We start from the raw sequence: 22,374 nt of genomic DNA, 5'->3' as shown, positions 1-22,374 counted from the left end.
GCGCGGGGATCCGCCTTTTCCCTCACTGGGCGGCAACGCCAGCGAGCGAACACAAGGGTTCTGAGCATATTTCATCTGCAAGAACTCTCTCTTAGTGAGTTTTCGGCAGTCTATACCATCTTTCACTGCGGTTTCATCATTTCAGTTCCCGATGAGCCATACTGGACCCATGACGACTGACACGATCAACAGCAATGATCGCGGCCATGTTCTGGACGACACCGATCGGACGCTGCTCACACTGCTGCAACGAGATGGGCGTCTTGCCTACGCAGAACTGGGCGCGGCGACAGGCTTATCCGCTGGCGCGGCACGTGCACGCGTCCTCCGCCTCCAGAAAACCGGCACCCTGCAGGTCGTCGGCGTCACCGACCCGCTGAAGCTTGGATACCGAAGCATGGCGATGCTCGCCATCACGGTCGACGGGGACATCGACGCCGCAGCAGATGCCATCGGCACAGTGGATGCCGTCATCTACGTGATCATGGCGGCAGGCTCCGTCGACCTGCTCGTCGAGGTCATCGCCACCGACCCTGACGATCTCTACGAAATCATCAACCGCAGAATTCGCACGATTCCTGGCGTGCGTGCAGTTGAAACCTTCACCTACTACCGAACACATACCCAGCGATTCGCGTGGGGAGCAATTTAGACCCTAGGGGTATCCTAGCCGGGGCCGTCGGAGAGCTGCGAAAATCCGCGAAACGTCCATGCTTGCAGCGGTGCGTTTCCGTGAAATCCCCGGACGATATCAACCAGTGACCACCATTTCTGGGGCCAATCTGGCACGGGGAGCCGGTCATTGAGAGTGTCCTTGGACGAAACGGGATGTGGTGGACAGCTGTGCCTTGGCATCCGGGATCAGTGGCGGGATCGTTAGTTCATCGGGGAGCGTGATGGCTTGGTTGAGGCGGATGTCCCGGGATGATGCCCCGATCTCGATACGGAATTCGCCGCCTTCCCGGCGCCATAGTCCTGGGCGGCCTTCGCCACGGTCAGCCAGGGCGTCCCAGTACGCGAAGTCCCGGTTCTCCAGCGTGAATTCGACGCGTACGGTTTGCCCTGCTTCAAGGTGGATCTTTTCGAAGCCTCGAAGCTCCCGTAGCGGACGCTGCACCTCCGCCTCCGGATCGCCCACATACAGCTGCACGACTTCCTGCCCAGGGCGTCGACCCTCGTTGGTTACGAGGCAGGACACGTGAACACGGGCAGAGTTTTCGTCAACTATCTGGACGGTCAGATCAGAGTACGCAAAGCTTGTGTACGACAGGCCATGGCCGAAGGGGTAGCGCACGGCGCGGTGGAGTGCGTCATACCAGCGATACCCGATGAACACGCCCTCGCCGTAGAGAACGGTTCCCCGTTCCCCTAGCCAGTTGGGTTGTCCGGGTGTGTCCTCGAGCCGCAGGGGGAAGGTTTCCGCTGTCTTGCCGGCCGGGTTGACCCGCCCGAACAGTACGTCGGCGACGGCGGTTCCGGCTGCCTGTCCGCTAAGCCATGCCTCGACGATACCGTCGACTCTGTCATGCCAAGGGTCCATGGTGACGGCTGAGCCATTGGCAAGAACCAATACCAGTGCGGCTCCTGTGCGATCCCTCAGGTCAGCCAGGCGCGAGATCAAGGCTGATTGCTCCGAGGGCAGCGCAAGCGTATCGCGGTCGTTGGCTTCTTGCTCGAAAGCCAGCGGGAGCCCGGCGAACACGATGATGGTGTCCGCGTGCTCGGCCGCTCTGACAGCCTCCTCCTGTAGCCGCTGCGCGGCGGGCGACAGGGGCCCTTTCGCGGACTGCTGAACGGCTGCCGCGAGTTGCAGATCCTTCGAGAGCGTGGCGGAACGTCGCGGCACGGCCGGCCGGTCGCCGACGGCGGCGAGTCCGTGCGCCGCCAATGTTGCGGTGTGGTCGTCCTGATAGGCGTTTTTCGGGAGGTAAACGTAGCCGGGCGCGTAGACGACATCTTTACCGGCGATAGCTCGGATGGCTTCAAGGGGAACGTCCACATGTGTCGGGTCCACTCCGGATGAGCCGCCGCCCTGGATTCGGGCGTGCTCGGCGAACGCGCCGATGACTGCGATTGTTCCGGACGGACTCTCGGAGAGAGGCAGTACCGGGCGCGCCGCGCCGGGCGGGGTTTCGTTCCGGAGCAAGGTGAGGCATGCAGCTGCGGCTTCACGCGCCAGCGCATGGTGATCGCTGGCCCGCAACAGCTCCAACTGCGGGGGTGTGAGACGGTCGCCCGCGTGGTGTCCAAGGTCGATGACCGGACCGTTGACCAGGTCCGGTCCAGGGTAGGACCGGCAGACGAGTTGCAGCACTCGTCGCGCCGCCTGATCGACTGTTGACTCGTCCAGCTCGCCGGCGCGCACGGCAGCAACGACCTCCGCGTCCGTGCGGCCTTTCGTGCCTGGCATTTCAAGGTCGAGGCCCGCTCGAAGGGCGGCAACCCGGTCATGAACGGCGTCCCAGTCGGAGATTACCGCTCCCGCGAAGCCCCACTCCTGACGGAGCACCTCGGTGAGGAGCCACCTGTTTTGTGAGGTGTGGACTCCAAGGAGCCTGTTGTAGGAGCACATGACCGTCCAGGGATTTGCCAGCCGGATGACCCGCTCGAACGCTGGGAGGTAGGTCTCGCGGAGAGTGCGTTCGTCCGCGACAACCGAGATGCGTGTTCTTTCGATTTCCTGGTTGTTCGCTGCGAAGTGCTTCAGCGACGTGCCGACGCCGGTGGATTGCACACCGTCAACGTAGGCGGCGCCGAGCTCGCCGGAATGCAGGGGATCTTCCGAGTAGTACTCGAAGTTGCGCCCGCACAGTGGCGAGCGTTTCATGTTGACCCCGGGGCCCAGAATCACCTGCACTCCTTGGGCCCGGGCTTCCTCCCCCAGCGCTTCACCAACGCGACGCACGAGGCCCCGGTCCCAGGAGGCTCCCATCGCTGAGGCTGTCGGGAACCCGGTAGCGGGGACCCAGACCATGTCGACGCCGGTCTCCTTCCTTAGCCCGTGCGGTCCGTCGCCGACCTCGATCGCGGGAATGGGCGCCGGTAGCCCGGGCCTGTCGATGGCTTGCGTGTACCAGTCGTTGACGCCGGAAAGCAGCGAGGCTTTCTCCTCAAGCGTGAGTGCTGACAGCACCTCTTCAACGTCGAACTGCGGGAGAGTCATGGTGTTTTCTTTCTGGTGCGTCACGTTGTCAGGAACCCGTCGGGGTCGTCATCGCGGATGTGCTTGACGAGTGCCGGGGTGAGGCCGATTCCGCCTTCCACGAGCGCGTCCAGCACGACGCCCCGCAGCGGTGACGCGTTTGCCACGGTGACCGGGGCGGCCGGCGCCATCATCCGCAGTTCGTGTTTCAGGGCGTCCCGCATCGCCGGATGTTCGGATGTCACCACAGAGCCGTTCAACAGCACAGGCACCTGCCCGCTGGTCAGGTCCGCGCCCACGCGGGCGACACACCACTGGGCGTAACGCACAAAGGCCGCGGCCTGCTCGGCGACGATGCGGCGGGCGACCGCGTCGCCGTCGTCCGCGAGGGCCAGGACGGCACGTGCCGCCTTCCACAGTTCAGTGCGGGGCAGGGCTCCGAAGCGCCGTGTGAAAAGGTGCCGAAGTTCCCAGGCGTCCTTCACGTCATACAGCCGGCAGAGCGCGTCGGCAAGGCGGGTGGCCGGGGCGTTTCCCATCCAGGCACGGCAGACGGCCGAGAGCGCACTGTTACCGAGGCCCTGGCCGCCGAGGTCGTCGAAAACGAACCATCCCGAGCATTCCTCGCGCCCATCGGCCGAACGCGCGGCGACGGCGGGACCGGTACCGACTGTGATGGATGCCCCGACACCGGTCCCGTCAAGTAGCCTCAACGAAGCGAAGGCATCGTTTTTGATGCTCAATTGCCCGATGCCGTTGCCGTAGCGTGCACGGATTCGTTCTTCCCAGAACCGGGCGTCTTCGGGATAGTCGACGCCGGCCAGCCGGAACGCTGCTGAGTGGATCCCCGTGGCAATGATGCCGGCGCCTGCGAATGCTGCATCGATCGCCCCGAAAACCGCGTCTTGGGCATCCTCTACCGACTCGGCACCGTAGATGTCACCCCGGCCGCCTCTGCCTCGTCCCAGAACGGCGCCGGTCCGATCGACGACGAGGGCGACGGTCTTGGAATTTCCTGCGTCGACGGCGAGGAACAGGTGCTCTGATGACGCGTCCGGTAGCGTTGTGGCGAAATTCTCCATGCTCAGCGCAGGAGCCGCTGGGGCAGGTAGGCGCGGTGGGCGTATGCCATTTCGTCATAGAGCTCCTCCGCTACCCGGAGGGTTGGGACCATGGGGTTCGCTGCAAGGGCACGAATTCCGTCTGCGCGGGTGCCCTTCCAGGCAGCCTCGGCGGCCAGGTACTGGTATTCGGCGAGCTGCTGCACGATTCCACGGACAGCGTGCGGCAGCGGACGCTGCGGGAGTGGGGTGACGCCCTTGCCGTCGACGTTGCACCACATTTCCACGACAACGTCCTCGTCGAAGCCCGGCAGTGCGCCACCGATGTTGGGCAGGTTCACAGGAAGGCTGGCGGGTTTGTCGTTGTAATAGGCACTCATGACGTCGATTGCTAGCTCCAGCTCGTGGATGCCGCCACGTGACCGCTTCGGGTCCAGCAGGGGGACGTCCCTGTGGGACTGCTCCTCGTAGTGTTCCCAGTAGCCCGGAAGGGCGGCCAGCAGGTCCTCGGCCCTGGTGGTGGGGGCGCCCTGCAACTGGCGAAGGATTTCCTCGCGGAAATAGTAGTACTGGAAGTAGTCCGCCGGCACGGAGCGCATGGTCACCGCGAGGTGGAGCATTCGTTTCTCGTGAATTCCCAAGCTTGGATCGTCCTTGCGCGCGTGCCAGGCCTGGTCCAGAAGCGGCATGAGGTCTTCGCCGTCGTACGTGTGTTCGGTGGACCAGCAGTTGTGGTTCACGCCGGCCATGATGATGTTCGCGCGTTTCGGGTCAAGCCCGGCAGCGTTCAGCACGGTGTTCGGGAAAACGATCGGTCCTTCGCACATGGACCAGATCGTCCGGTCGGTGAAGCGGGTTACGGCTTGGGAGACGATGTTGATCGGGTTGGTGTAGTTGAAGATGATCGCGTTGGGCGCAACGGCGTCCAGGTCACGGATGATGTCTTCGTAGATGTGGATCGAGCGAAGCGACATGAAGAACCCGCCAGGACCCTGGGTTTCCTGCCCAATGACGCCATGCTTAAGGGGAATGCGTTCATCCAACGCCCGCGCATTGAAGTCCCCGGGCCGGAAGCTGGCCAGCACCGCATCGGCGTCGGTCAGTGCTTCACGACGATCCGTGGTGGAGCTGATGGTGATGTCCAGGCCTTTGGCCTTGGCGATCTTGTTGCCGATGGTCTCCACGGCCTTGAGCCGTTCGGGATTGACATCCTGGATGACGATCTCTGAACCGTCGAACTCCTCTCCGTGCTCAAGGATTGACGCGACGGTTCCTGCGCCGCGGGAGGAACCTCCACCGATGTATACAAGCTTGATTGCTGACATGACTGTGTACTTCCTTGGTTGTTGGATGGCTGGGTGGCAGCAGGTTCAGACGCGAACGGTTGCGGCGTCGTGGTCTACGAGAAATGCCGCGTTTCGGCATTCGGTGGCAATGGTGGCTGGCCAGTCGGGCTCGTATTGGTGGGCGTTGGCTATTCGGGAATATGCCTCCCGCTTGTTTTGGCCGCAGAGGATCATGACAACCTCTGTAGAGAGGCGCGCGATGGTGTCGACACCGACCGTGACTCCGTGGCGGGGAACCATGCGGAGATCCGTGAATTCCGGGAACGTGTTCATGTTGTCCCGACGGGTCGCCTCACCAAGTTCGACGATATGGGTGCGTGCGTTCCGCGGGGTTCCGGGCTGGTTGAAGGCGACGTGCCCATCGGTGTCACCGGATGCCAGCAGAAACAGGTCGATGCCACCGGCTGCTTCGATACGTGAATCGTACTCGCCAGGATCCGAAGGATTTGCCGTCCAGATTTCGGTGGGCGGGGTTGTGCCGGCGTCGGCGCATGCCCTTGCGATGGGCGCCAGGATCTCGCGCCGGGCGAAGCCCAGACATGAGTATGACGCTTCGGGGTCGACGATCCGCAAGCTGCCGTCCCCGTCCGGGAGTACGTAGTCGTCCATCATGACGATGGTCAGCTTGGAGAGGTCCGCCCCTCTGCCGGCCTTCCGGGCGAGCGCTGCATAGACGGGTGCCGCGGTTCGACCGCTCGGGCAACCGAGCAGGAACGGGCGCCCGGCCTTCCTCTCCATGCGTTCGAGGATGAGGTCAGCGATGATGGTGCCGATGGAGTTGGCGTCGGGCAGGATCTGCGGAGTCAATTGCATCTGGTTGTTTGCCTTTGTTCGGTGGTGGTCCAAGCGCAGGAGCGGTTACTCTTTGATGGCTCCGGCGAGCATTCCGGAGATGAACTTGCGCTGGAAGATGGCGTAGAGGATGAGGACCGGTGCTGCGACGATGAGGCCGCCCGCGGCCATGAGGTTTATTTGCGTGACGTATTTGCCCTGAAACACTCCGAGGGCAACGGTCGCCGTCTGGTTTTCTCCGTGGAGGAACACCAGCGAGAGGAAGTAGTCGTTCCATGTCCACATGAAGCTGAGCAGGATCAGCGTGTACACGGCGGGCATGATGTTCGGAGCGGCTATGGACCACAACACGCGGAACGGTCCGGCCCCGTCGAGCTCGGCTGATTCGAAGACGGCCCGCGGGAGGGACCGGAACGCAGCCCTCATCCAGAACACCCCGAAGGGAACGCCCATGCCCAGCTGGATGAGGATCACCCCCAGGAGGTTGTCGGTGAGACCGAAGGAACGGAACTGGTAGTACAGCGGCACGATGATCACTTCAAGAGAGACCATCATTCCCAGAAGAATCAATGGGAACAGGACCCGGTTGCCGGCCACGCCGAGCACGCCGAACGCGTACCCGCCAAGAAGTGCCAGCAGAACACCCACAACCACGACGGTCAGGGTGATCACTGCCGAAACAGTCATGGACCTGGCAAAGTCTGCGTCGTTCCACGCAGTGACAAAGTTTGCCCATCGCAGGTCGGCCGAGGGACGACCTGCCCGGTCCGGGCTGAGGGCTGCCGCAACAAAGGTAGCTACAGGCCACAGCACTGCCAGTGCCATCAGGACGAGGACGAAGTACTTCCAGGTCTTGTTCATGCGGTTGAACATGGTTACTCCTTCTCAGACACACGGGTGATGGCCAAGGCAATGGCGAGGCACAGGATTGCCATGACGACTCCGATAGCCGCAGCTTGGCCCACATTCGGATTGACGAACGCTGCCTTATAGAGTGCCACCGCCGGGGTCTGTGTCGATGTCCCCGGGCCACCGCGCGTTGTGATCCAGATCAGGTCGAACGCGCGGAGCGCCGCCGTTACTGTCAGGGTGAGCGCCACAGCGATCTGGCCCCGCAGGCCCGGCAGGGTTACCGAGAAGAACTCCCTGATCGGTCCGGCCCCGTCCATGCGCGCCGCTTCATAAAGATCCGGGGAGATGGACGCCGCCCCGGAAATGAAAAGCACCATGCAGAAACCGAAAGTCACCCAGGTGCCGATGAGTCCGACTGCCGGCAGCGCCCACGTGAAATCACCCAGCCAGTTCTTCGCCAAAGCGTCCAGGCCAATGGCCCGCAGTGCTTCATTGATCGGGCCTTCAGGGGCATACATGCGCTTGAACAGCAAGGCGATCACCACGCTCGTCATGACCTGTGGCAGAAAGAAAATCCAGCGGAACACTGCCATTCCCCGCTGCTTTGCCTGTGTGATGAGCGCAGCGGAGACGAGGCCGAGGGCGATTGGAAGCAGTGAGAAAAAGAACAGCAGTACCAGCACGTTCCCCAGGGTGGACTGCAGCACCGGGTCGGTAAAAAAGGTGGTGTAGTTTTGCAATCCTACCCAGACCGCGGCGGTGACGCCGTCCCACTTGTAGAACGAGTATTGGAGCGACTGCAGCATCGGCCACAGCACCACCGCGGCGTAGAGCAGCAGGCCAGGAGCCGCGAACAAGAGCCCTGTGAGGCGGGTCCGTCGGCGCGCGGACGATTTGCGCGGGCGGCGTACGGCACCGACGGCGGGCCGTGCGGCCCGGGCTTTGGTCATGGTCATCGTTTTAGGATCCGTGGGAGGCCAGGAATGCGTCGCGGTCGGTGTCCACGGCCTTCGTGAACTGTTCCGGGGTGGTCTTGCCCGCAAGCAGCAGCTGAGTGTTCTGGGTGAGGGTGTCAAGCATCGTCGGGCTCGACCAGTCGAAATACGGGACGTAACCATCCCCGGAGTCGAGTTTTGCCGTAGCGGTAGCTTCGCCTTTCAGACTCAGTGTGTCCGGGGTCGACAGGCCTGAATTGAGCATCGGCACGAGACCAAGATCTACCGCTGTCTGACTGGCCTTCTTGGACATCAGGAAGTCCAGGAACGCCGCAGCAACGTCGGGATGCTGAGACTTGGCTGAGATCACCATCGCGCCGGGGGCAGCACCGATGCCGACAGTGGAGTTGCCATTCACCTGGGGAAGCTGCATGTAGCCGAACTTGTTCAACTGATCGCCCGACAGGCCCAGGGCTCCGGTGTACTCGAAGCGGAAGACTCCCTTCCCATCGAGGAAATTCGCCAGCGAGGTCTGGTAGTCAAGGCCTTCGAAATTCGGCGACAACCAGCCGTTCTTTCCCCACGTCTGCAGGGTCGTGGCGGCCTTTTCAATACCGGCGGAGCTGGCGTCGACCTTTGACTTTCCGTAAACGAAATCGTTGATGCTCCCCTGCGCCCCAAAAAGCGACTGGAGGCCGAGCAATGCTGCCGTGTTACCGTCCAGACCGCTGTAGCTAAACGGGACTTCGCCGGCTTCCTTGACCTTGGCCGCAGCCGATTCGACCTCGGCCAGCGTGGCCGGAGCCTTGATGCCGAGTGCTTTCAGCTTGTCGGCGTTGTAGTAAATGCCGATCAATGAAGCTCTGGCGAGTGGCGTGGCGAACCAGGACCCCTCGCCGATTGCCCTGAAGTCCGTGGTGAACTGGTTCTGACGCGCTATGGTCGCCGGGACCTTGTCGCCCCACCCGTACAACTGCGCATAGGCGTCCAGGTTCCGGACAAGGTTTCCCTTCGCCAGCGTGCCCAGCGATGACCACCCGTTGTTTGCCGAGGCGATATCCGGACCGTTGGGGTCCTGAAGCTGCAGGTTCAACGTACTTGTAAGCTGCCCCCAGTCTTCACGGGTGCGTTCAATAGTGACATTCGGGTATTTGGTTTCGAAATCCGTGATGAGGGTTTGTACCCATTTTTCCTCTGCCGATCCCCAGAAATCCGACAGTTTCAACGTCACTTTGCCCGCCCCTGCCACATCCGACGACACAGCAGCAGGTGCTGTTGGCCCCCCGCCGCCGGCCCCTGGGACGCAAGCAGTCATGGCGAGAAGAGCCACGGAACCTACCAGCGCCGCCGCCGCGGTACGCACCTTCTTCGAGAACATAGTCACTCCGTTGTGGTCGTAGGGATTACCTGCGGCTGATGACAATCAACCGAGCCGCACTGAACGCTACCATCACTGAACCAGTTACACCAGATAAAAACCAGATATAGAAATATTCAGACCAGTTGAGCAATATGGTACTCTCTGGTCATGACCCTTCCCGCAGCATCAGCCGAGGCATACGCCGATCTCTCCAACGACCTGGACTCCGGCGTTTACGCCCCGGGCTCCAGACTGCCCGGTGAACGCGACCTCTCCGCAAAGATCGGAGTCAGTCGCGCCACACTGCGCGCAGCACTTGGCGCTCTGGAGAAGGATGGGCGGCTGCGCCGGTCGGCCCAGCGCGGATGGTTCGTTCCCTCACAAGTGGTCGGGGAGCCACCGAGCACCCTGCAATCATTTACCGAAATGGCACGAGCCCGTGGACTGCGGGCCACTGCACGCGTGCTGCGGCAGGAAGTTCGTCCTGCAACACTGGATGAAGCCGAAAAACTCCGAATCGCACCCACATCGCCGGTGATTCAGATCGATCGACTGCGGGGTATGGACGGCACCCCGGTTTGCTTCGACGTCGTCGTCCTCCCTGAAAGCCGCGCCGCCGCACTCTCCACGGCAGATCTCACCGACGTATCCCTCTATGAGACGCTTCACGAGAAATGCGGAATCAGCATCCACCGCAGCGCCTACAGCGTCATTGCGGCCATAGCCGACGCAACCCTGGCAAGGCTGCTCGGAACCTCGATCGGCGCTCCAGTGCTCGTCGGAGCCGAGATCGCCTACAGCGCAGACGGCACCCCGGTGCTACTCGGCGTCAACAACTACCGCGGAGACGCATACCGTTTCGAAGCCGACCTGTTCCGGCGAGTCTGATGCCCCAGCCCACGACCGCAATCGCTCATCCGCAGGACCGGCGCCGAGGGTATCGCCGGTGTTCGTTCACTGTGCCCGGCTGGACACTGTCCACTTTTACACTGTCCACTTTGGAACACTCTCAGGCACTGAGTGTGCCCGGGATTTCGCGAGAGCCCAACTGCACCCGATCCGCCCTCAACGACAACACCACTTTGATTGTGCCGGTAACCTCAAAAAGCGGCAGAAAGTCAGACCCGCGAGCATCATCGGGAAGGCCGTTTTGACATCCGTGAGGTCCGACAGCACACAGTGTCAGCACTCTCTTTTCTACGGTCGTCGTTCAGCCTAGGGGGGGCAGGAGCAGCTGACGGGGCTGCAGGAGGCTCAGGCGTGACGCGGTTGCACACCTGCTCACGCAACGGCAGACGTTGGGAGGAAGACCCGTAAGCGGTCCTCGATGAAGAGTACCGGCCGCTGTGATTGGCGGATCAGTTGAGCTACAGCGCTGATCTGGCCTTTGTGGGGAGTTGCCTTTGGGTTGTACCCCGGCAACCTTGACTTTGCCGGCCATTGGAACTTGGCGGATGCCTGCTGGGCATCCTTGGCTGTGTCAACCAGGACCGGCCCCGGTCTTCCTGTCGAAGCGATCAGATGTGCTTCTGCGATCGTCGGCACAATGTCTTCGGCCTCGGTTACGAGGAAGGAGTCCTTGGTGATGGGCGTTGTCATGCCGATGATGTCTGCTTCTTGAAGCGCATCGGTACCGATGAGGTTCGAGGACACCTGGCCGGTGATGATGAGCAGCGGAATCGAATCGAAGTGGGCGTCTGCTATGGCGGTGATGAGGTTCGTTGCGCCGGGGCCGCTGGTTGCGATGGCGACGCCGACCCGCCCGGAAGCCGTCGCGTATCCCGCGGCGGCGTGGCTGGCACCTTGTTCGTGCCTTGTCAGGATGTTCCGTATGGTGCTTGAATCCATGAGGGCGTCGTAGAGCGGCATGACGTTGCCGCCGGGTATACCGAAGATGTCGGTGACGCCGAGTTCCTCAAGGCTCCAGACGATTGCTTTCGCGCCGGTGATTACCCGGCCGTTTCGTTCACGGCTACTGGCGGCGCGGGATTCCGTCCGCACGAACGGGTCTTCAGTGAAGCTCCCGTCATTCAGTGAGCTGGTGAGCAGTCCCGTGCCTTTCTCTGTCATTGGATCACGTCGAGGGTGGCGCGGATGATGCTGTCGATATCGATGCCGTGGTAGCGGTAGACAGCATCGACGTCACCGGACTGGCCGAACCGGCTGACACCGAGGTTGCGGCTTTTCACCTGGTTCACGGTGGCGAGGAAGGCCAGCGTGTGGGGGTGGCCGTCGAGTACGGTGATCATGGGTACGGCGCGCTCGGGCGGCAGGATCTGATCCAGGATCCACGCTTGGGCGTCCTGTTCCTGACCGTTCCGGCTCTGCAGTGCCTCATAGAGCAGTCCGGGGCTGGTGACACAGAGGACGTCGACCGGGGAGCCTTGGCCTGCCAGACGTTCGGCGGCGGCAATTGCCTCCGGGACGAGGGCGCCCATGGTGACGATGGTGGCGCGGGGATCCTTGGCCGCCCGGAGAATGTACCCGCCGGAGACCACTTGTCGCCGTCGACGTTCGCGTGCCGCAGGGTCCGCGGGAATGGCGGCCAGTTGCTGATCGATGGGCTTGGTGGAGAGCCGGAGGTATGCGGATTTGCCGCCGGGTCGGCCCATCTGTGCCATGGCGGCCAGCAGCGTCCATTCGGCATCGAGCGCGAAGGCCGGTTCGTAGCTGGTGCAGCCGGGCTGTTCAAGCCCGATGGAGGGTGTCTTAATGGACTGGTGTGCTCCGCCTTCCGGGGCGAGAGTGACACCGGAAGGCGTTCCGACCAGGATCGATTGCCCGCCGGCGTAGATCCCGTACGACCAGGGTTCAAGTGCTCTTTCAACGAAGGGGTCATAGAGAACGCCGATCGGAAACAGCGGCTGTCCCCAGCGGCTCCACGTAGCACCTAGTTCCCCTATCAGGCCGACGAGGTTGACCTCGGCGATGCCGAGCTCGATATGTTGACCCGCGGGATTCTCCCGCCAGTGCAGCACTGTTTCTGCATCGTCGCTGAACCAGTTCTGGCGCTCTTCAGCCGACCACACGCCGACTTTGTTAACCCACCCGGCCAGGTTGGTGCTCGAACTCACATCCGGGCTCACTGTCACGACGCGGTTGGCGACCTCGGGCGCGGCGCGCTTCAGATCCAGCAGCGCACGTCCCAGGGCCGCCTGGGTGGTTGCGGTGCCGGAGGGTGTGCGTCCAAAATCGGTGGGGATCTTGGGCGGTGCAACGGGCACAATCGCTTCCCGTCGGAGGCGTGCAGCGGTGTCGGCGATTAGCTTTCCGGCCTCACTCAAGGGGTCGAACCGCTGCCACGGTGCGGCGGCGTTTTCTCCGAGCCGTTCTGCGAGCTCTTGATACTGCTCGGTGGTGAGCAGCGAGGAATGGTTCTGGGGGTGGCCCTGGGTCGGGAGGCCGTTGCCTTTGACCGTGTAGGCGATGATGGCCGTTGGCCTGGTGTCATCAATCTGTGAGTATGCCTCGCGCAGTGCTGCCAGGTCGTGGCCCCCGAGGTTCCTGACGGCCCGGACCAGTGTGTCGTCATCGATGTCGGCGATGAGATTTGCGATAATCGCAGTTCCTTCGCCGGTGCCTGGGAGGCGGTCGCGCAGTTCGTGGGCGGGGCAGCGCAGCAGCCGCTGGTATTCGGGGTTGGACATGTCCAGGATCCGCCGGCGCAGGGCATCGCCGCCGGGGCGTTCCATGAGGCTTTCCAGCAGGTGCCCGAAGCGCACGGTGATGACCTGCCAGCCTGCTGCCGAGAAGAGCCGCTCGATCTTGCCGGCCGCGATGTTGGGCACGACACGGTCCAGGGACTGCCGGTTAAGGTCGATGATCCAGACGATTTCGCCCAGCTCTGCGACGCTCGAGTCGAGCACGGCCTCCCAGATGGCCCCTTCATCCAGCTCTGCGTCGCCCACGAGTGAATACTGACGCCCCCGGTTCCTCGTTCCGCTCAGCGTCTCGGTGTAGCGCCGGGAGATAGCACCCCAGATGGGTGCCGTGGCACCAATGCCGACGGAGCCGGTTGAGTAGTCAACCGGGTCCGGGTCCTTTGCCCGGCTGGGGTAGCTTTGAAGGCCCCCGAATTCCCGCAGGGTCGTGAGATATTTTTCATCCAGGCTGCCGAGGAGGTAGTTGATGGCATGCAACACGGGCGAGGCGTGGGGTTTCACGGAGACGCGGTCTTCGGAGCGGAGCTGACCGAACCACAGCGACGTCATGATCGTGGCAATCGAGGCACTGGAAGCCTGATGCCCTCCCACCTTGATACCGGACGAGTTGGGCCGCACCCTGTTGGCGTGGTGGATGATCGAGGTTGAGAGCCACAGGGTGCGCTTTTCGATGGCGGCGAGCGTGTCCAGATGCGGATCGCCGTACCCCGGCAGGGTGTTGTGCGCGTGCGTCTCACCGGCGGGAATCTGGTTCATGACGGTTGGCCTTCTAAGCGGTGTTGATGAATGCGGCTGTTGAGGATCCTCACGCACGGCATATTGGTTGGGCCTGAAGCGGGGGATTAGTGAGGCGGCTCTTGTGAGCCGGATGTCGGCGATGGTGTGGAAGCTCTCCGCTGTGCCGCCTTGTGCACTCGTGATGCAGAAGTTTTATCTATTGCAGCACTGATATACATACTGCGCAAGAGACGTATGATGAGATGATCATTATGCGCATGACTAGGCTTTGGGGAGATCGGAGAGGTAATCATAATGGGCAAACAACGGAGGGCTGACGCCATCGACGCGGCGTTGTTGCTGGCGTTGATCAAGGACCCTGACGCGACCAACATCGCGGTCGCTGAGTCCACGGGACTGGCCCGGAACACGGTGCGCGCACGCCTTGCCCGGTATGCGGAGGAACAGGCGCTGCGGACATTTGAGCGACGGATCGACCCGGCGTTCCTGGGTTATCCGTTGAGCGCATATGTTGTGACTAAAGTTGTCCAGCGCAAGTTGGCTTCGGTCGCCCAGGCACTTGGCGAGATCCCTGAAGTGCTTGAGGTCCAAGGGCTGAGCGGCATCAATGATCTGCTGGTTCATGTTGCCGCCCGGGACGCGGACGATCTGTACCGGATCGCCGGACGCATCCTGGACACGGATGGGGTGAAGCGAACAAACACCGGTCTGGTGATGCGTGAGCTTATTGGGTACCGGATAGCGCAACTCATCGAAGTGAACCAAGCCCAGGAACCACTATGAGCCTGCGCGAAATCCGATGGATGAGAACAAACTTGTGAAGCGTTCAAAGCGTTAGTAGAGGTGCTGGGTGGTGGTTTCGGCCAGAGCTTCCAGTGCCCTGGCGGCACGGGCGCCGGATTCAATTGCCAGGGCGGTGTAGAGGGCGTCAATGACGGCGAGGTGGACGATGCGGCTGTGCATCGCCCCCAACTGATAGGCGTGGACAGGGGCGCCGGCGACGAGGGCAACGGCGGCGGTTGCCGTGAGTGGGGTGCGCCTGTATCCCGTGATCGCAATGACGTCGGCGCCGCCTTGGGCGGCGAGCTGGGCGCCTTCGACGGTATCTCGGGTGACGCCGGAGTAGCTGATAGCGACACATACATCTCCTTTTCCCAGGAGGCGCGCGGCGCGGTGCTGGGCGAAGGAGTCCGCGGGTGCATGGGTATGCGGCAGACCGATGCTGGCCAGGCGGTAGGCGGCGTCTTCGGCTGGTGCGCGGGAGTTGCCGGATCCAAGGACGAGGATCTGGTTGGCATGCATGAGCAGGTCCACGGCTCGTTCGAAACTGCTGGGGTCGACAGTGGTGACCGCGGAGGTGAGTGCGTAAGCGGACATATGCAGGACGTGGTGCAGGATCTGCTGGCGAGTGGGCTCTTCCGGCAGGGTGGGAAGACTCGGTCGGCCATCGGATCGTCCGATGTCTTCTGCCAGTGCAAGCCGTAGTGTCTGGAAGCCGTCAAAACCCAGCGCCTGGCATGCGTGAATAACAGTGGACGGGGCCACCCGAGCGCGACGAGCGAGCTCGGCCACCGATGACGTGAGGGCGTGCTGCGGGTCCGCAAGGATGCTCTCGATAACCCGCCGGTCGCCTTCCCGCAGACCGGGTAGCGCCACCGTAATCGCTGAAAGCACCGAACTGGACGGGGTGCTGGCCGGAGAACCGACGGTAATTGTCTCAGCCTTCGTCATGGTGAACATCATACATGAACGCATGCCCGCTGTACCGAACAGTATTCGCTAACTTCACCCCGTGTTTACCGAATGCTCTTTCCCTTTATGGTCCCGAAGAATAGAATGTTGTTCGCAACACATACCGCCATGGAGACCCTCGTGGGCATCCTTCGCGCACACCCCGTCCTTCGACTCAAGAGAGATCTCAAATGTTTGGTATGAACTTACGTGCGTCCCAACACACGCCTGGGGCGCGCCGACGCCGATCCTTACGCCTCTGTGCGGGCGTTGTGGCAGTCAGCCTGGCCGCGTTCCTCGCTGCATGCACAGCGCCTGCTGCTTCTACGACCGACGGATCCTCCTCGAGCGCGCAGTCGGCCACGGCGGCTGACGGCGGAAATATGCGGATCGCCTTCGGCTCAACGAGCTCGGGTGCATTCAGCCTTGATCCTGCGACATCCAAGCGACTGTACGAGTCGCTCAGCGCCCTCTACGGCTACCTGGTCACTTATGGGCCGAAGTATGAACTGACCGGCGATCTGGCGACGTCCTGGACGCCGAATGCCGATGCGACCCAGTGGACCTTCAAACTTCGTGAAGGCGTGCGGTTCCACAACGGCAAGCCCTTCACCGCTGCTGACGTTGTATACACGATTCAGCGGGTAATGGACCCCGCCGTTGGGTCTTCGGCTTTGTCGCTGCTGAAGCCCGTGCTTGATCGTGACGGAGTGAAGGCAGCGGACGATCACACGGTGGTCTTCCAGCTCAAGACACCGAACAGTACTTTCCCGGGCATCTTCACCGCGCAGCAATTGGCGATCATTCCGGCCGGCAGCGGTGACACCATTGCGAAGACGGGTATCGGCACTGGCCCCTTCAAGCTCCGCGATTTCCCGCCCGGAGGCACCGTGGTGGTCGAGCGCAATAGCGACTACTGGCGAGGCAAGCCGAAGCTGGACACGATCAGCTTCGTCCCTATCCCGGATTCCGCTGCACGCATCAACGCTTTGCTTGCCGGAGAAGTCGACTTGCTGTACTCGGACTCGATCGGCGCCACGGACGCCCAGCGCCTGTCCCAGTCACCCTCCAGTTTCGTTTACTCCGCCCCTTCGGGCTATTGGGACAGCCTCGTGATGAACACCACGATGAAGCCCTTCGACGACGTGCGCGTCCGTCAGGCATTCAAGGCGGTGGTGGACGAAGATAAGATGCTTGCCACCGCCCTTCAAGGAAACGGCAGTACGGCATCGAACAACCCTGTCGGACCGCTGGACGCGGCACGGGTTGCATCCCCGGCGGTGCGGGACGTTGCGAAGGCGAAGAAACTACTCAGTGATGCGGGTTACCCCAACGGGATCGACATCACGCTGGATACCTCTCCCTACAACGCGAACTACACGCCACTGGCGCTTAGTTTCCAGCAACAAGCAGCGGAAGCAGGCATCCGTGTAGAGATCAAGCAGCACCCCTCAGACGGATACGAGACCTTCGCCGAATCGAAAAGCCCCTTCTACATGGACTACTGGGGCCCGCGTCAAGCCGACATCCTGATGAACACGATATTCCGCACCGGGGCAGCTTCGAACTACCCGCACTGGTCCTCGCCGGAGTTCGACTCGCTGCTGGATCAGATCCGAGCCACGACAGACGAAACGAAACGCAAGGAACTTTACGGCCGGGCACAGGAGCTGCTGGCCAGCGAGAGCGGGAACATCATTCCGGTCTTCGAGAACGTCGTCCGGGCAGGCGCGGCAACCGTGCGAGGGTTCCCCGGGGCCAATCCGGAAGCACGCCCCGATTACTTCACCCTCGGGTTCGCGGCTAAATGATGAATGTCGCCCTGCGCCTGGCCCGCCGCGTCGGCACTGCTGCCCTGACCCTGTTGATCGCCTCAGTCGCCATCTTCACGGTGAGCGAGGTGCTGCCAGGTGATGCGGCGACCGCGAGCCTCGGACGGGATGTCACCCCGGAACAGATCCAGGTACTGCAACAAGAACTCGGGCTGAACAAGCCCGCGCCCGAGCGCTATCTGGATTGGGCCACCTCCGCGCTAAGCGGCGATTTCGGACGATCGATTCAAAACCAGCAACCTGTCGCCTCGAATCTCGCGATCCCGCTCAGGAATTCGGCCATGCTCGCGGGAATCACAGCGCTCCTTGGGATACCGTGCTGGATAGCCCTAGGCGCCCTGGCGGCCTGGAAGCGGGGCCGGATGCTCGACATGTCCGTCTCCGGCTTCGTTCTCGCAGGTGTGGCTGTGCCGGAATTCGTCGTCGGTACGATCCTGATCCTCACACTGGCGATCGGCCTGAGGCTGTTTCCGGCTGTCACCACGGTCTCGCCGAATGCACCCGCCCTGGACCTACTACCAGCGCTCTGGCTGCCTGCCATCACGATCATCATCGGCAATGCCGCCTATGTCACCAGGACAGTCAGGGACAGCCTGATCGACGCCCACCAGTCGGAGTCGGTGATGGCAGCACGACTGCGCGGCTTAGCCCCGGCGCGGGTGTTCTTCCGCCACACGATGCCGCTCGCCTTGGCACCGACAATCAATGCCACCGCGTTGACTGTGGGCAGCTTCCTCGGTGGTCTCGTCGTCGTCGAGTCCCTGTTCAATTACCCGGGACTGGGCACGCTGGCGGTGAACGCGGTGTCCAACCATGATCTGCCGCAACTCCAGGCGGTGACGCTGCTGGGCGCAACGGTCTGGGTCGCCGTCAGTCTCGTTTCGGACGCGATAGGCGTCCTCATCAACCCGAGAATGCGAGCCATAACCCGATGAATGCCCTCCTAACCGCGCGCCGCTCACGGTCGACAGCCTCCGGACGGACGGCCGGCCGGATCTGGCGCTGGCTACGAGGCCACGGGGCCGTCATCGCCCTGGCGGTCCTCGGCCTCCACGTCGTCGTCGCCGCTTTGGCCAGTATCCTGGCACCATACGCGCCCAATGAAATGGTTGCGGCGCCTCTTCGCGCCCCCTCCGGTGCGCACTGGCTTGGAACGGATCCTCTCGGCCGGGACGTATTTTCCCGTCTGTTGTTCGGCGGCCGGAATCTGCTGTTGATAGCCCCGCTTGCCGCTGTGATCGGAGTCGCCGCCGGCACGGCGATCGGCGCAACGATCGGCTACATCGGCGGCTGGATCGACGAGACGGTCTCCCGGATCATTGACGGCATTCTCGCCATACCGACCGTGCTGATGATGCTCGTGGTGGTCGCAGGTTTCGGCAATAACCCGGTCGTGCTCGTCGTTGGCCTGGCAGGGGTTTACGGCATTCCCTGTGTACGCACTGCCCGCGCGGCAACGCGCGACTTGCTGGGACACGATTTCCTCCTGAGTGCCCGGGCACGCGGAGAGAGCCTCGGTCGGATCATCTTCGGCGAGATCGCCCCGAATCTGATCGGCGTCGTCACCGTCGACCTGCCCATCCGCATGTCGTACTGCATGATCATGCTCAGTTCCCTTGCTTTCCTCGGCGTGGGCGCGAACCCGCCCGCCTCCGACTGGGGGCTGATGATCGCGGAGAGCCGATCGACGATCACCCTCACGCCGTGGGCGCCGATCGGCCCCATCGTCGCCTTGGGTTCACTCATCGCGGCCCTGAACATCGCTGCAGGCGGGATTCGGCCTGATCGCTCACCACGGAAGGGAACATCATGATTGCGGAGGTCCGGAAACTCTCGATCGGATACAGCGACAGCCAGGGCAACCTCGTGCCTGTACTGCACGACATCGACCTCACCATTGAGCCAGGCCGCAACCTTGGACTCGCCGGAGAGAGCGGATCGGGAAAATCGACCCTCGCCCTCGCCCTCACCGGCGCGCGTGGACACGGCGCTGTACGGACAGGCGGAGACGTCATCCTGTATGACGCGACAGGCAAGCCGATCAACCTTTTCACTGCCTCGCATTCCGCACTGAGGTCGATCTGGGGCCGCGACATTGGCTACCTGCCGCAAAGTCCGGCCAAGACGCTCACGTCCACCCTGCGCATCGGCAGTCTGCTGATCGAGACGATCCGGACACACCATGCCTGCTCCCGGACCGAAGCGCGTCAGCGTGCAGAAGACGTGCTGCGTAGGGTGCAGCTGCCCGCAACGAACGATCTGCTGCGCCGTTACCCCCACCAGCTTTCCGGCGGGCAGCAACAACGCGTGGCGCTGGCGCTTGCTCTCGCCGGCGATCCCAGGATTCTGATCCTGGATGAACCCACGACCGGTCTGGATGCCACGACCAAGCTGGAAATCGTCGACCTTCTCGCCGGGCTGCGGGACGGGAAGCGGACGATCATCTGTATCAGTCACGACCTGGGGGTCCTGGCACGGCTGTGTGAAGACATCGCCGTCGTGTATGCCGGGAAGATTGTGGAGAGCGGCCCGGTGGATGCGATCCTCCGACGCCCTGCTCATCCCTACACACGAAGTCTCGCCGGAGTTGACCTGGCGGATGTTGATACGCAACAGCGGGCGGCAGCGACAGTTCCGCTGGAACCGGGCGGGGTCGCGTCCGTCGGCTGTGACTACACGAACCGCTGCTCCTATGCCCGTTCGGAGTGCCACTCTTTTCCGCCGCCAGTGGTAGCCGACCTGGACTTTCCAGGACGCATGGTGATGTGTCACTACCCGTTCCTTTCCGGGCAAGACACGATTCTTGGGCAGCGCACCGGTGACACGGAGAAGCCCCGCGATCATCCGGCACCTGAGGAACTGCTCAGCGTAAGTGGCGTCACCGTCCACTACCGTTCCTCGCGCCGCCAAAAGGACGCACCCGTCGGTGTCCACGAGGTCTCCGTGACCGTTGGCGCGGGGGAAACGGTAGCTCTGATCGGCGAAAGCGGAAGCGGCAAGTCCACGCTTGCACGGTGCATCGCCGGGGTCCTGCGCCCGGCCGCGGGCGGCATGCAGCTCCTGGGACGGTCGCTGCCTGCTGGAGTTGAAAATCGTGATCGCGGGCAAAGGCGCGCTATCACGATAGTTTTCCAGCATCCTGAGACTGCTCTCAATCCCCGGCACCGGGTCCGGGACATCATCGCCCGTCCCGCCCGGCTGCACTTGGGTCTTAGCCGCCGGGATGCATACGCCCGGGCCCAGGAGCTGATGGCGGAAGTGGGGCTTGCGCCGGACCTGGCAGAACGCTTCCCCCGTGATCTGTCCGGTGGGCAGCGTCAGCGTGTGGCCATTGCTGCTGCTCTGGCCAGCTCACCGAGCCTGATCGTCTGCGACGAGGTGGTCTCCGCTCTGGACGTCTCGACCGCAGCCAAAGTGATCGCTTTGCTGCGCAAGGTCCAGGCGGACCGTGGAGTCGGATACCTGTTCATCACGCATGACATCGCGATCGCTGAACGGATCGCGCACCGCCTCGTCGTCCTTCAGAACGGTCGTGTCATCGAACAAGGTAGGACCGCCGATGTCCTGGAACGTCCGGAGGACGCCTATACACGCAGACTCGTCGCCGCTGCCCGCATGGGGGAGTTTGCTCGCGAGGAGCTTCCTGTGTCGCAGCAGAGACAATGACGCATGTATGCAGAGCACATACCCAGCCCGCGATCATCACCACGGGCGGTGGTCCGCCTACTTCCGCCCGACTCACGACCCAACACCAACCCGTCATACACGACAACCCGAGGATGAACCCATGACAACTGAACAGTCAACCCGAACTCAGCTCTACGTGCACACGTATGGATACCGCTACCGTCTGCGCCACGACCCCGCGTTCACCTTCTTCGACGTCATCGCCGACGCCAAACGCCGCGGCTTCGACGGCATCAACGCCTCTGTCTACTCCCCCTACCATGAGATCTCTGGTAACTCCCCCGAGCACTTCGCCAAGGTCCGTGCGGCCCTGCAGGACGCCGGTCTTGGGATCGACATCGAGACCAACGGAACGGACCCCGAACACCTGAGCGGTATGCTCAGCATCGGTGCCCAACTAGGCGCGCAAAACCTCCGCACCTACACCACAGGATCGCTCGACCGCGCGGCCCGAGTCCAGGAAGCCATCACCAACCTTGCCGCAGCCGCGCCTCTCGCCGCCGAGCTCGGAATCTGCATTGTCCTGGAGAATCACGAAGAACTCGACTGCGACGAGGTCGCAACCGTCCTGAAAGCCGTCAACTCACCCTCGGTGCGGGCTCTGTTCGACTACGGCAACGACATGATGCTCAACAGGCATCCCCTCGACACAGTCGACGCAGTGCTCCCATGGATCAGCACCGCCCACCTCAAAGACCAAATCGTCTACACACCAAACGGATCGACCACCCGACGGACCCTCGGTGTCCCGATTGGTCAAGGACGGCTCCCGATCCGAGAGATCACCGAACTGCTCATCAACGCCGGCGTCCCCCGAATTTGCTTTGAGAACACCTGGGCCTACGTCGCGGGGATCAGCGGCTCCGCTGACGGCACCGAAAACCCCGATGGCATCTTCGATCCGCAGGCCCTGTCCGAAGAACCAGGGCACTGCATCGAAGCAGCAGCCCTCGAACGAACCCACCCCTGGTATCTCATCGAAACCGAAGCGCGCATGCTCGATGAGAGTTGCAACGGGCTCGCTGACCTGCTCCACGACCTAGCGATCACCAGCCCGCATCCTGTACCGGTGCCCTAACGCTCTGTTTACCTGCCGAGGGGCCAGTCGCCTGATGGCATCATCGTGTCCGTGGCGCCAAGCATCAGGGTCTTTCATACCTGCCAGCATGGCCGACAACTCATCGGGGTGTGTGGGCGCTGTGCACACCAAGTGCCAGCACCACGCACCCCTGGGCA

General features: G+C 62.6%; 17 protein-coding genes and 1 pseudogene. 8 read left to right on the top strand and 10 right to left on the bottom strand.

Going from position 1 to position 22,374, the window contains the following annotated elements:
* Window positions 1-169 precede the first annotated feature (169 nt).
* Window positions 170-652, top strand: coding sequence for an Lrp/AsnC family transcriptional regulator (locus AC3WJM_RS08605; protein ID WP_492271638.1), 483 nt, complete (start codon window positions 170-172; stop codon window positions 650-652).
* A gap of 147 nt (window positions 653-799) precedes the next feature.
* Here the strand turns inward: AC3WJM_RS08605 and AC3WJM_RS08600 are convergent, their stop codons facing one another.
* Genes AC3WJM_RS08600 through AC3WJM_RS08570 form a run of 7 tightly spaced genes read right to left on the bottom strand, consistent with a single transcriptional unit; the run spans window position 800 to window position 9,506 of the window.
* Window positions 800-3,163, bottom strand: a complete 2,364-nt coding sequence (locus AC3WJM_RS08600; RefSeq protein ID WP_492271637.1) for a glycoside hydrolase family 3 C-terminal domain-containing protein — start codon at window positions 3,161-3,163, stop codon at window positions 800-802.
* A gap of 20 nt (window positions 3,164-3,183) precedes the next feature.
* Entirely contained in the window at window positions 3,184-4,224 is a 1,041-nt protein-coding gene (locus tag AC3WJM_RS08595) for an N-acetylglucosamine kinase (RefSeq protein WP_492271636.1), read from the bottom strand.
* 2 nt (window positions 4,225-4,226) lie between these two features.
* The gene (locus tag AC3WJM_RS08590) at window positions 4,227-5,528 is read right to left on the bottom strand and encodes a family 4 glycosyl hydrolase (protein WP_459342901.1); all 1,302 of its coding nucleotides are present in this window, start codon (window positions 5,526-5,528) and stop codon (window positions 4,227-4,229) included.
* A 45-nt stretch (window positions 5,529-5,573) separates the two neighbouring features.
* Entirely contained in the window at window positions 5,574-6,362 is a 789-nt protein-coding gene (locus AC3WJM_RS08585) for a 6-phosphogluconolactonase (protein WP_492271635.1), read from the bottom strand.
* Window positions 6,363-6,407: 45 nt separating this feature from the next.
* Window positions 6,408-7,214 carry a carbohydrate ABC transporter permease gene (locus AC3WJM_RS08580; protein WP_459342903.1) on the bottom strand — a complete coding sequence of 269 codons (807 nt, stop codon included), beginning with the start codon at window positions 7,212-7,214 and terminating at the stop codon, window positions 6,408-6,410.
* Window positions 7,215-7,216: 2 nt separating this feature from the next.
* Entirely contained in the window at window positions 7,217-8,149 is a 933-nt protein-coding gene (locus tag AC3WJM_RS08575) for a carbohydrate ABC transporter permease (protein WP_492271634.1), read from the bottom strand.
* A gap of 4 nt (window positions 8,150-8,153) precedes the next feature.
* Window positions 8,154-9,506, bottom strand: a complete 1,353-nt coding sequence (locus AC3WJM_RS08570) for an ABC transporter substrate-binding protein (RefSeq protein ID WP_492271633.1) — start codon at window positions 9,504-9,506, stop codon at window positions 8,154-8,156.
* A gap of 150 nt (window positions 9,507-9,656) precedes the next feature.
* On the opposite strand from AC3WJM_RS08570, the gene AC3WJM_RS08565 reads away from it, so the two are divergent.
* Entirely contained in the window at window positions 9,657-10,376 is a 720-nt protein-coding gene (locus tag AC3WJM_RS08565; RefSeq protein ID WP_492271632.1) for a GntR family transcriptional regulator, read from the top strand.
* 438 nt (window positions 10,377-10,814) lie between these two features.
* On the opposite strand, the pseudogene AC3WJM_RS08560 reads toward AC3WJM_RS08565, so the two are convergent.
* Window positions 10,815-11,558 (bottom strand): annotated as a pseudogene (locus AC3WJM_RS08560) (thiamine pyrophosphate-binding protein); the annotation flags it as partial.
* Complete coding sequence (locus AC3WJM_RS08555; protein WP_492271631.1) at window positions 11,555-13,906, bottom strand: thiamine pyrophosphate-binding protein; 2,352 nt, start codon at window positions 13,904-13,906, stop codon at window positions 11,555-11,557. The pseudogene AC3WJM_RS08560 and the gene AC3WJM_RS08555, both read right to left, overlap by 4 nt.
* A 276-nt stretch (window positions 13,907-14,182) precedes the next feature.
* On the opposite strand from AC3WJM_RS08555, the gene AC3WJM_RS08550 reads away from it, so the two are divergent.
* Entirely contained in the window at window positions 14,183-14,671 is a 489-nt protein-coding gene (locus tag AC3WJM_RS08550) for an Lrp/AsnC family transcriptional regulator (RefSeq protein ID WP_492271630.1), read from the top strand.
* Window positions 14,672-14,722: 51 nt separating this feature from the next.
* On the opposite strand, the gene AC3WJM_RS08545 is transcribed toward AC3WJM_RS08550, so the two are convergent.
* The gene (locus tag AC3WJM_RS08545) at window positions 14,723-15,619 is read right to left on the bottom strand and encodes a MurR/RpiR family transcriptional regulator (protein ID WP_492271629.1); all 897 of its coding nucleotides are present in this window, start codon (window positions 15,617-15,619) and stop codon (window positions 14,723-14,725) included.
* 272 nt (window positions 15,620-15,891) lie between these two features.
* Here AC3WJM_RS08545 and AC3WJM_RS08540 point away from each other — a divergent pair, with 272 nt between their 5' ends.
* The 5 genes from AC3WJM_RS08540 (at window position 15,892) to AC3WJM_RS08520 (ending at window position 22,216) form a co-directional block, all read left to right on the top strand.
* Window positions 15,892-17,430 carry an ABC transporter substrate-binding protein gene (locus AC3WJM_RS08540; RefSeq protein ID WP_492271628.1) on the top strand — a complete coding sequence of 513 codons (1,539 nt, stop codon included), beginning with the start codon at window positions 15,892-15,894 and terminating at the stop codon, window positions 17,428-17,430.
* Entirely contained in the window at window positions 17,427-18,386 is a 960-nt protein-coding gene (locus tag AC3WJM_RS08535) for an ABC transporter permease (protein WP_492271627.1), read from the top strand. Before AC3WJM_RS08540 ends, AC3WJM_RS08535 begins: the two co-directional genes overlap by 4 nt.
* Entirely contained in the window at window positions 18,383-19,264 is an 882-nt protein-coding gene (locus AC3WJM_RS08530) for an ABC transporter permease (RefSeq protein ID WP_492271626.1), read from the top strand. The genes AC3WJM_RS08535 and AC3WJM_RS08530 overlap by 4 nt, the downstream gene beginning before the upstream one ends.
* Window positions 19,261-21,117, top strand: coding sequence for an ABC transporter ATP-binding protein (locus tag AC3WJM_RS08525; RefSeq protein WP_492271625.1), 1,857 nt, complete (start codon window positions 19,261-19,263; stop codon window positions 21,115-21,117). The genes AC3WJM_RS08530 and AC3WJM_RS08525 overlap by 4 nt, the downstream gene beginning before the upstream one ends.
* 121 nt (window positions 21,118-21,238) lie before the next feature.
* Complete coding sequence (locus tag AC3WJM_RS08520; RefSeq protein ID WP_492271624.1) at window positions 21,239-22,216, top strand: sugar phosphate isomerase/epimerase family protein; 978 nt, start codon at window positions 21,239-21,241, stop codon at window positions 22,214-22,216.
* Window positions 22,217-22,374 lie beyond the last annotated feature (158 nt).

This window comes from Arthrobacter sp. FW306-1B-G06A, assembly GCF_058781765.1.
This window is presented reverse-complemented; position numbering and strand designations above follow the sequence as displayed.

Excerpts from the sequence above, each read along its gene's own strand:
- AC3WJM_RS08605 (WP_492271638.1), top strand. The coding sequence starts at position 170 with ATGACGACTGACACGATCAACAGCAATGATCGCGGCCATGTTCTGGAC.
- AC3WJM_RS08600 (WP_492271637.1), bottom strand. The coding sequence starts at position 3,163 with ATGACTCTCCCGCAGTTCGACGTTGAAGAGGTGCTGTCAGCACTCACG.
- AC3WJM_RS08595 (WP_492271636.1), bottom strand. The coding sequence starts at position 4,224 with ATGGAGAATTTCGCCACAACGCTACCGGACGCGTCATCAGAGCACCTG.
- AC3WJM_RS08590 (WP_459342901.1), bottom strand. The coding sequence starts at position 5,528 with ATGTCAGCAATCAAGCTTGTATACATCGGTGGAGGTTCCTCCCGCGGC.
- AC3WJM_RS08585 (WP_492271635.1), bottom strand. The coding sequence starts at position 6,362 with ATGCAATTGACTCCGCAGATCCTGCCCGACGCCAACTCCATCGGCACC.
- AC3WJM_RS08580 (WP_459342903.1), bottom strand. The coding sequence starts at position 7,214 with ATGTTCAACCGCATGAACAAGACCTGGAAGTACTTCGTCCTCGTCCTG.
- AC3WJM_RS08575 (WP_492271634.1), bottom strand. The coding sequence starts at position 8,149 with ATGACCATGACCAAAGCCCGGGCCGCACGGCCCGCCGTCGGTGCCGTA.
- AC3WJM_RS08570 (WP_492271633.1), bottom strand. The coding sequence starts at position 9,506 with ATGTTCTCGAAGAAGGTGCGTACCGCGGCGGCGGCGCTGGTAGGTTCC.
- AC3WJM_RS08565 (WP_492271632.1), top strand. The coding sequence starts at position 9,657 with ATGACCCTTCCCGCAGCATCAGCCGAGGCATACGCCGATCTCTCCAAC.
- AC3WJM_RS08555 (WP_492271631.1), bottom strand. The coding sequence starts at position 13,906 with ATGAACCAGATTCCCGCCGGTGAGACGCACGCGCACAACACCCTGCCG.
- AC3WJM_RS08550 (WP_492271630.1), top strand. The coding sequence starts at position 14,183 with ATGGGCAAACAACGGAGGGCTGACGCCATCGACGCGGCGTTGTTGCTG.
- AC3WJM_RS08545 (WP_492271629.1), bottom strand. The coding sequence starts at position 15,619 with ATGACGAAGGCTGAGACAATTACCGTCGGTTCTCCGGCCAGCACCCCG.
- AC3WJM_RS08535 (WP_492271627.1), top strand. The coding sequence starts at position 17,427 with ATGATGAATGTCGCCCTGCGCCTGGCCCGCCGCGTCGGCACTGCTGCC.
- AC3WJM_RS08530 (WP_492271626.1), top strand. The coding sequence starts at position 18,383 with ATGAATGCCCTCCTAACCGCGCGCCGCTCACGGTCGACAGCCTCCGGA.
- AC3WJM_RS08525 (WP_492271625.1), top strand. The coding sequence starts at position 19,261 with ATGATTGCGGAGGTCCGGAAACTCTCGATCGGATACAGCGACAGCCAG.
- AC3WJM_RS08520 (WP_492271624.1), top strand. The coding sequence starts at position 21,239 with ATGACAACTGAACAGTCAACCCGAACTCAGCTCTACGTGCACACGTAT.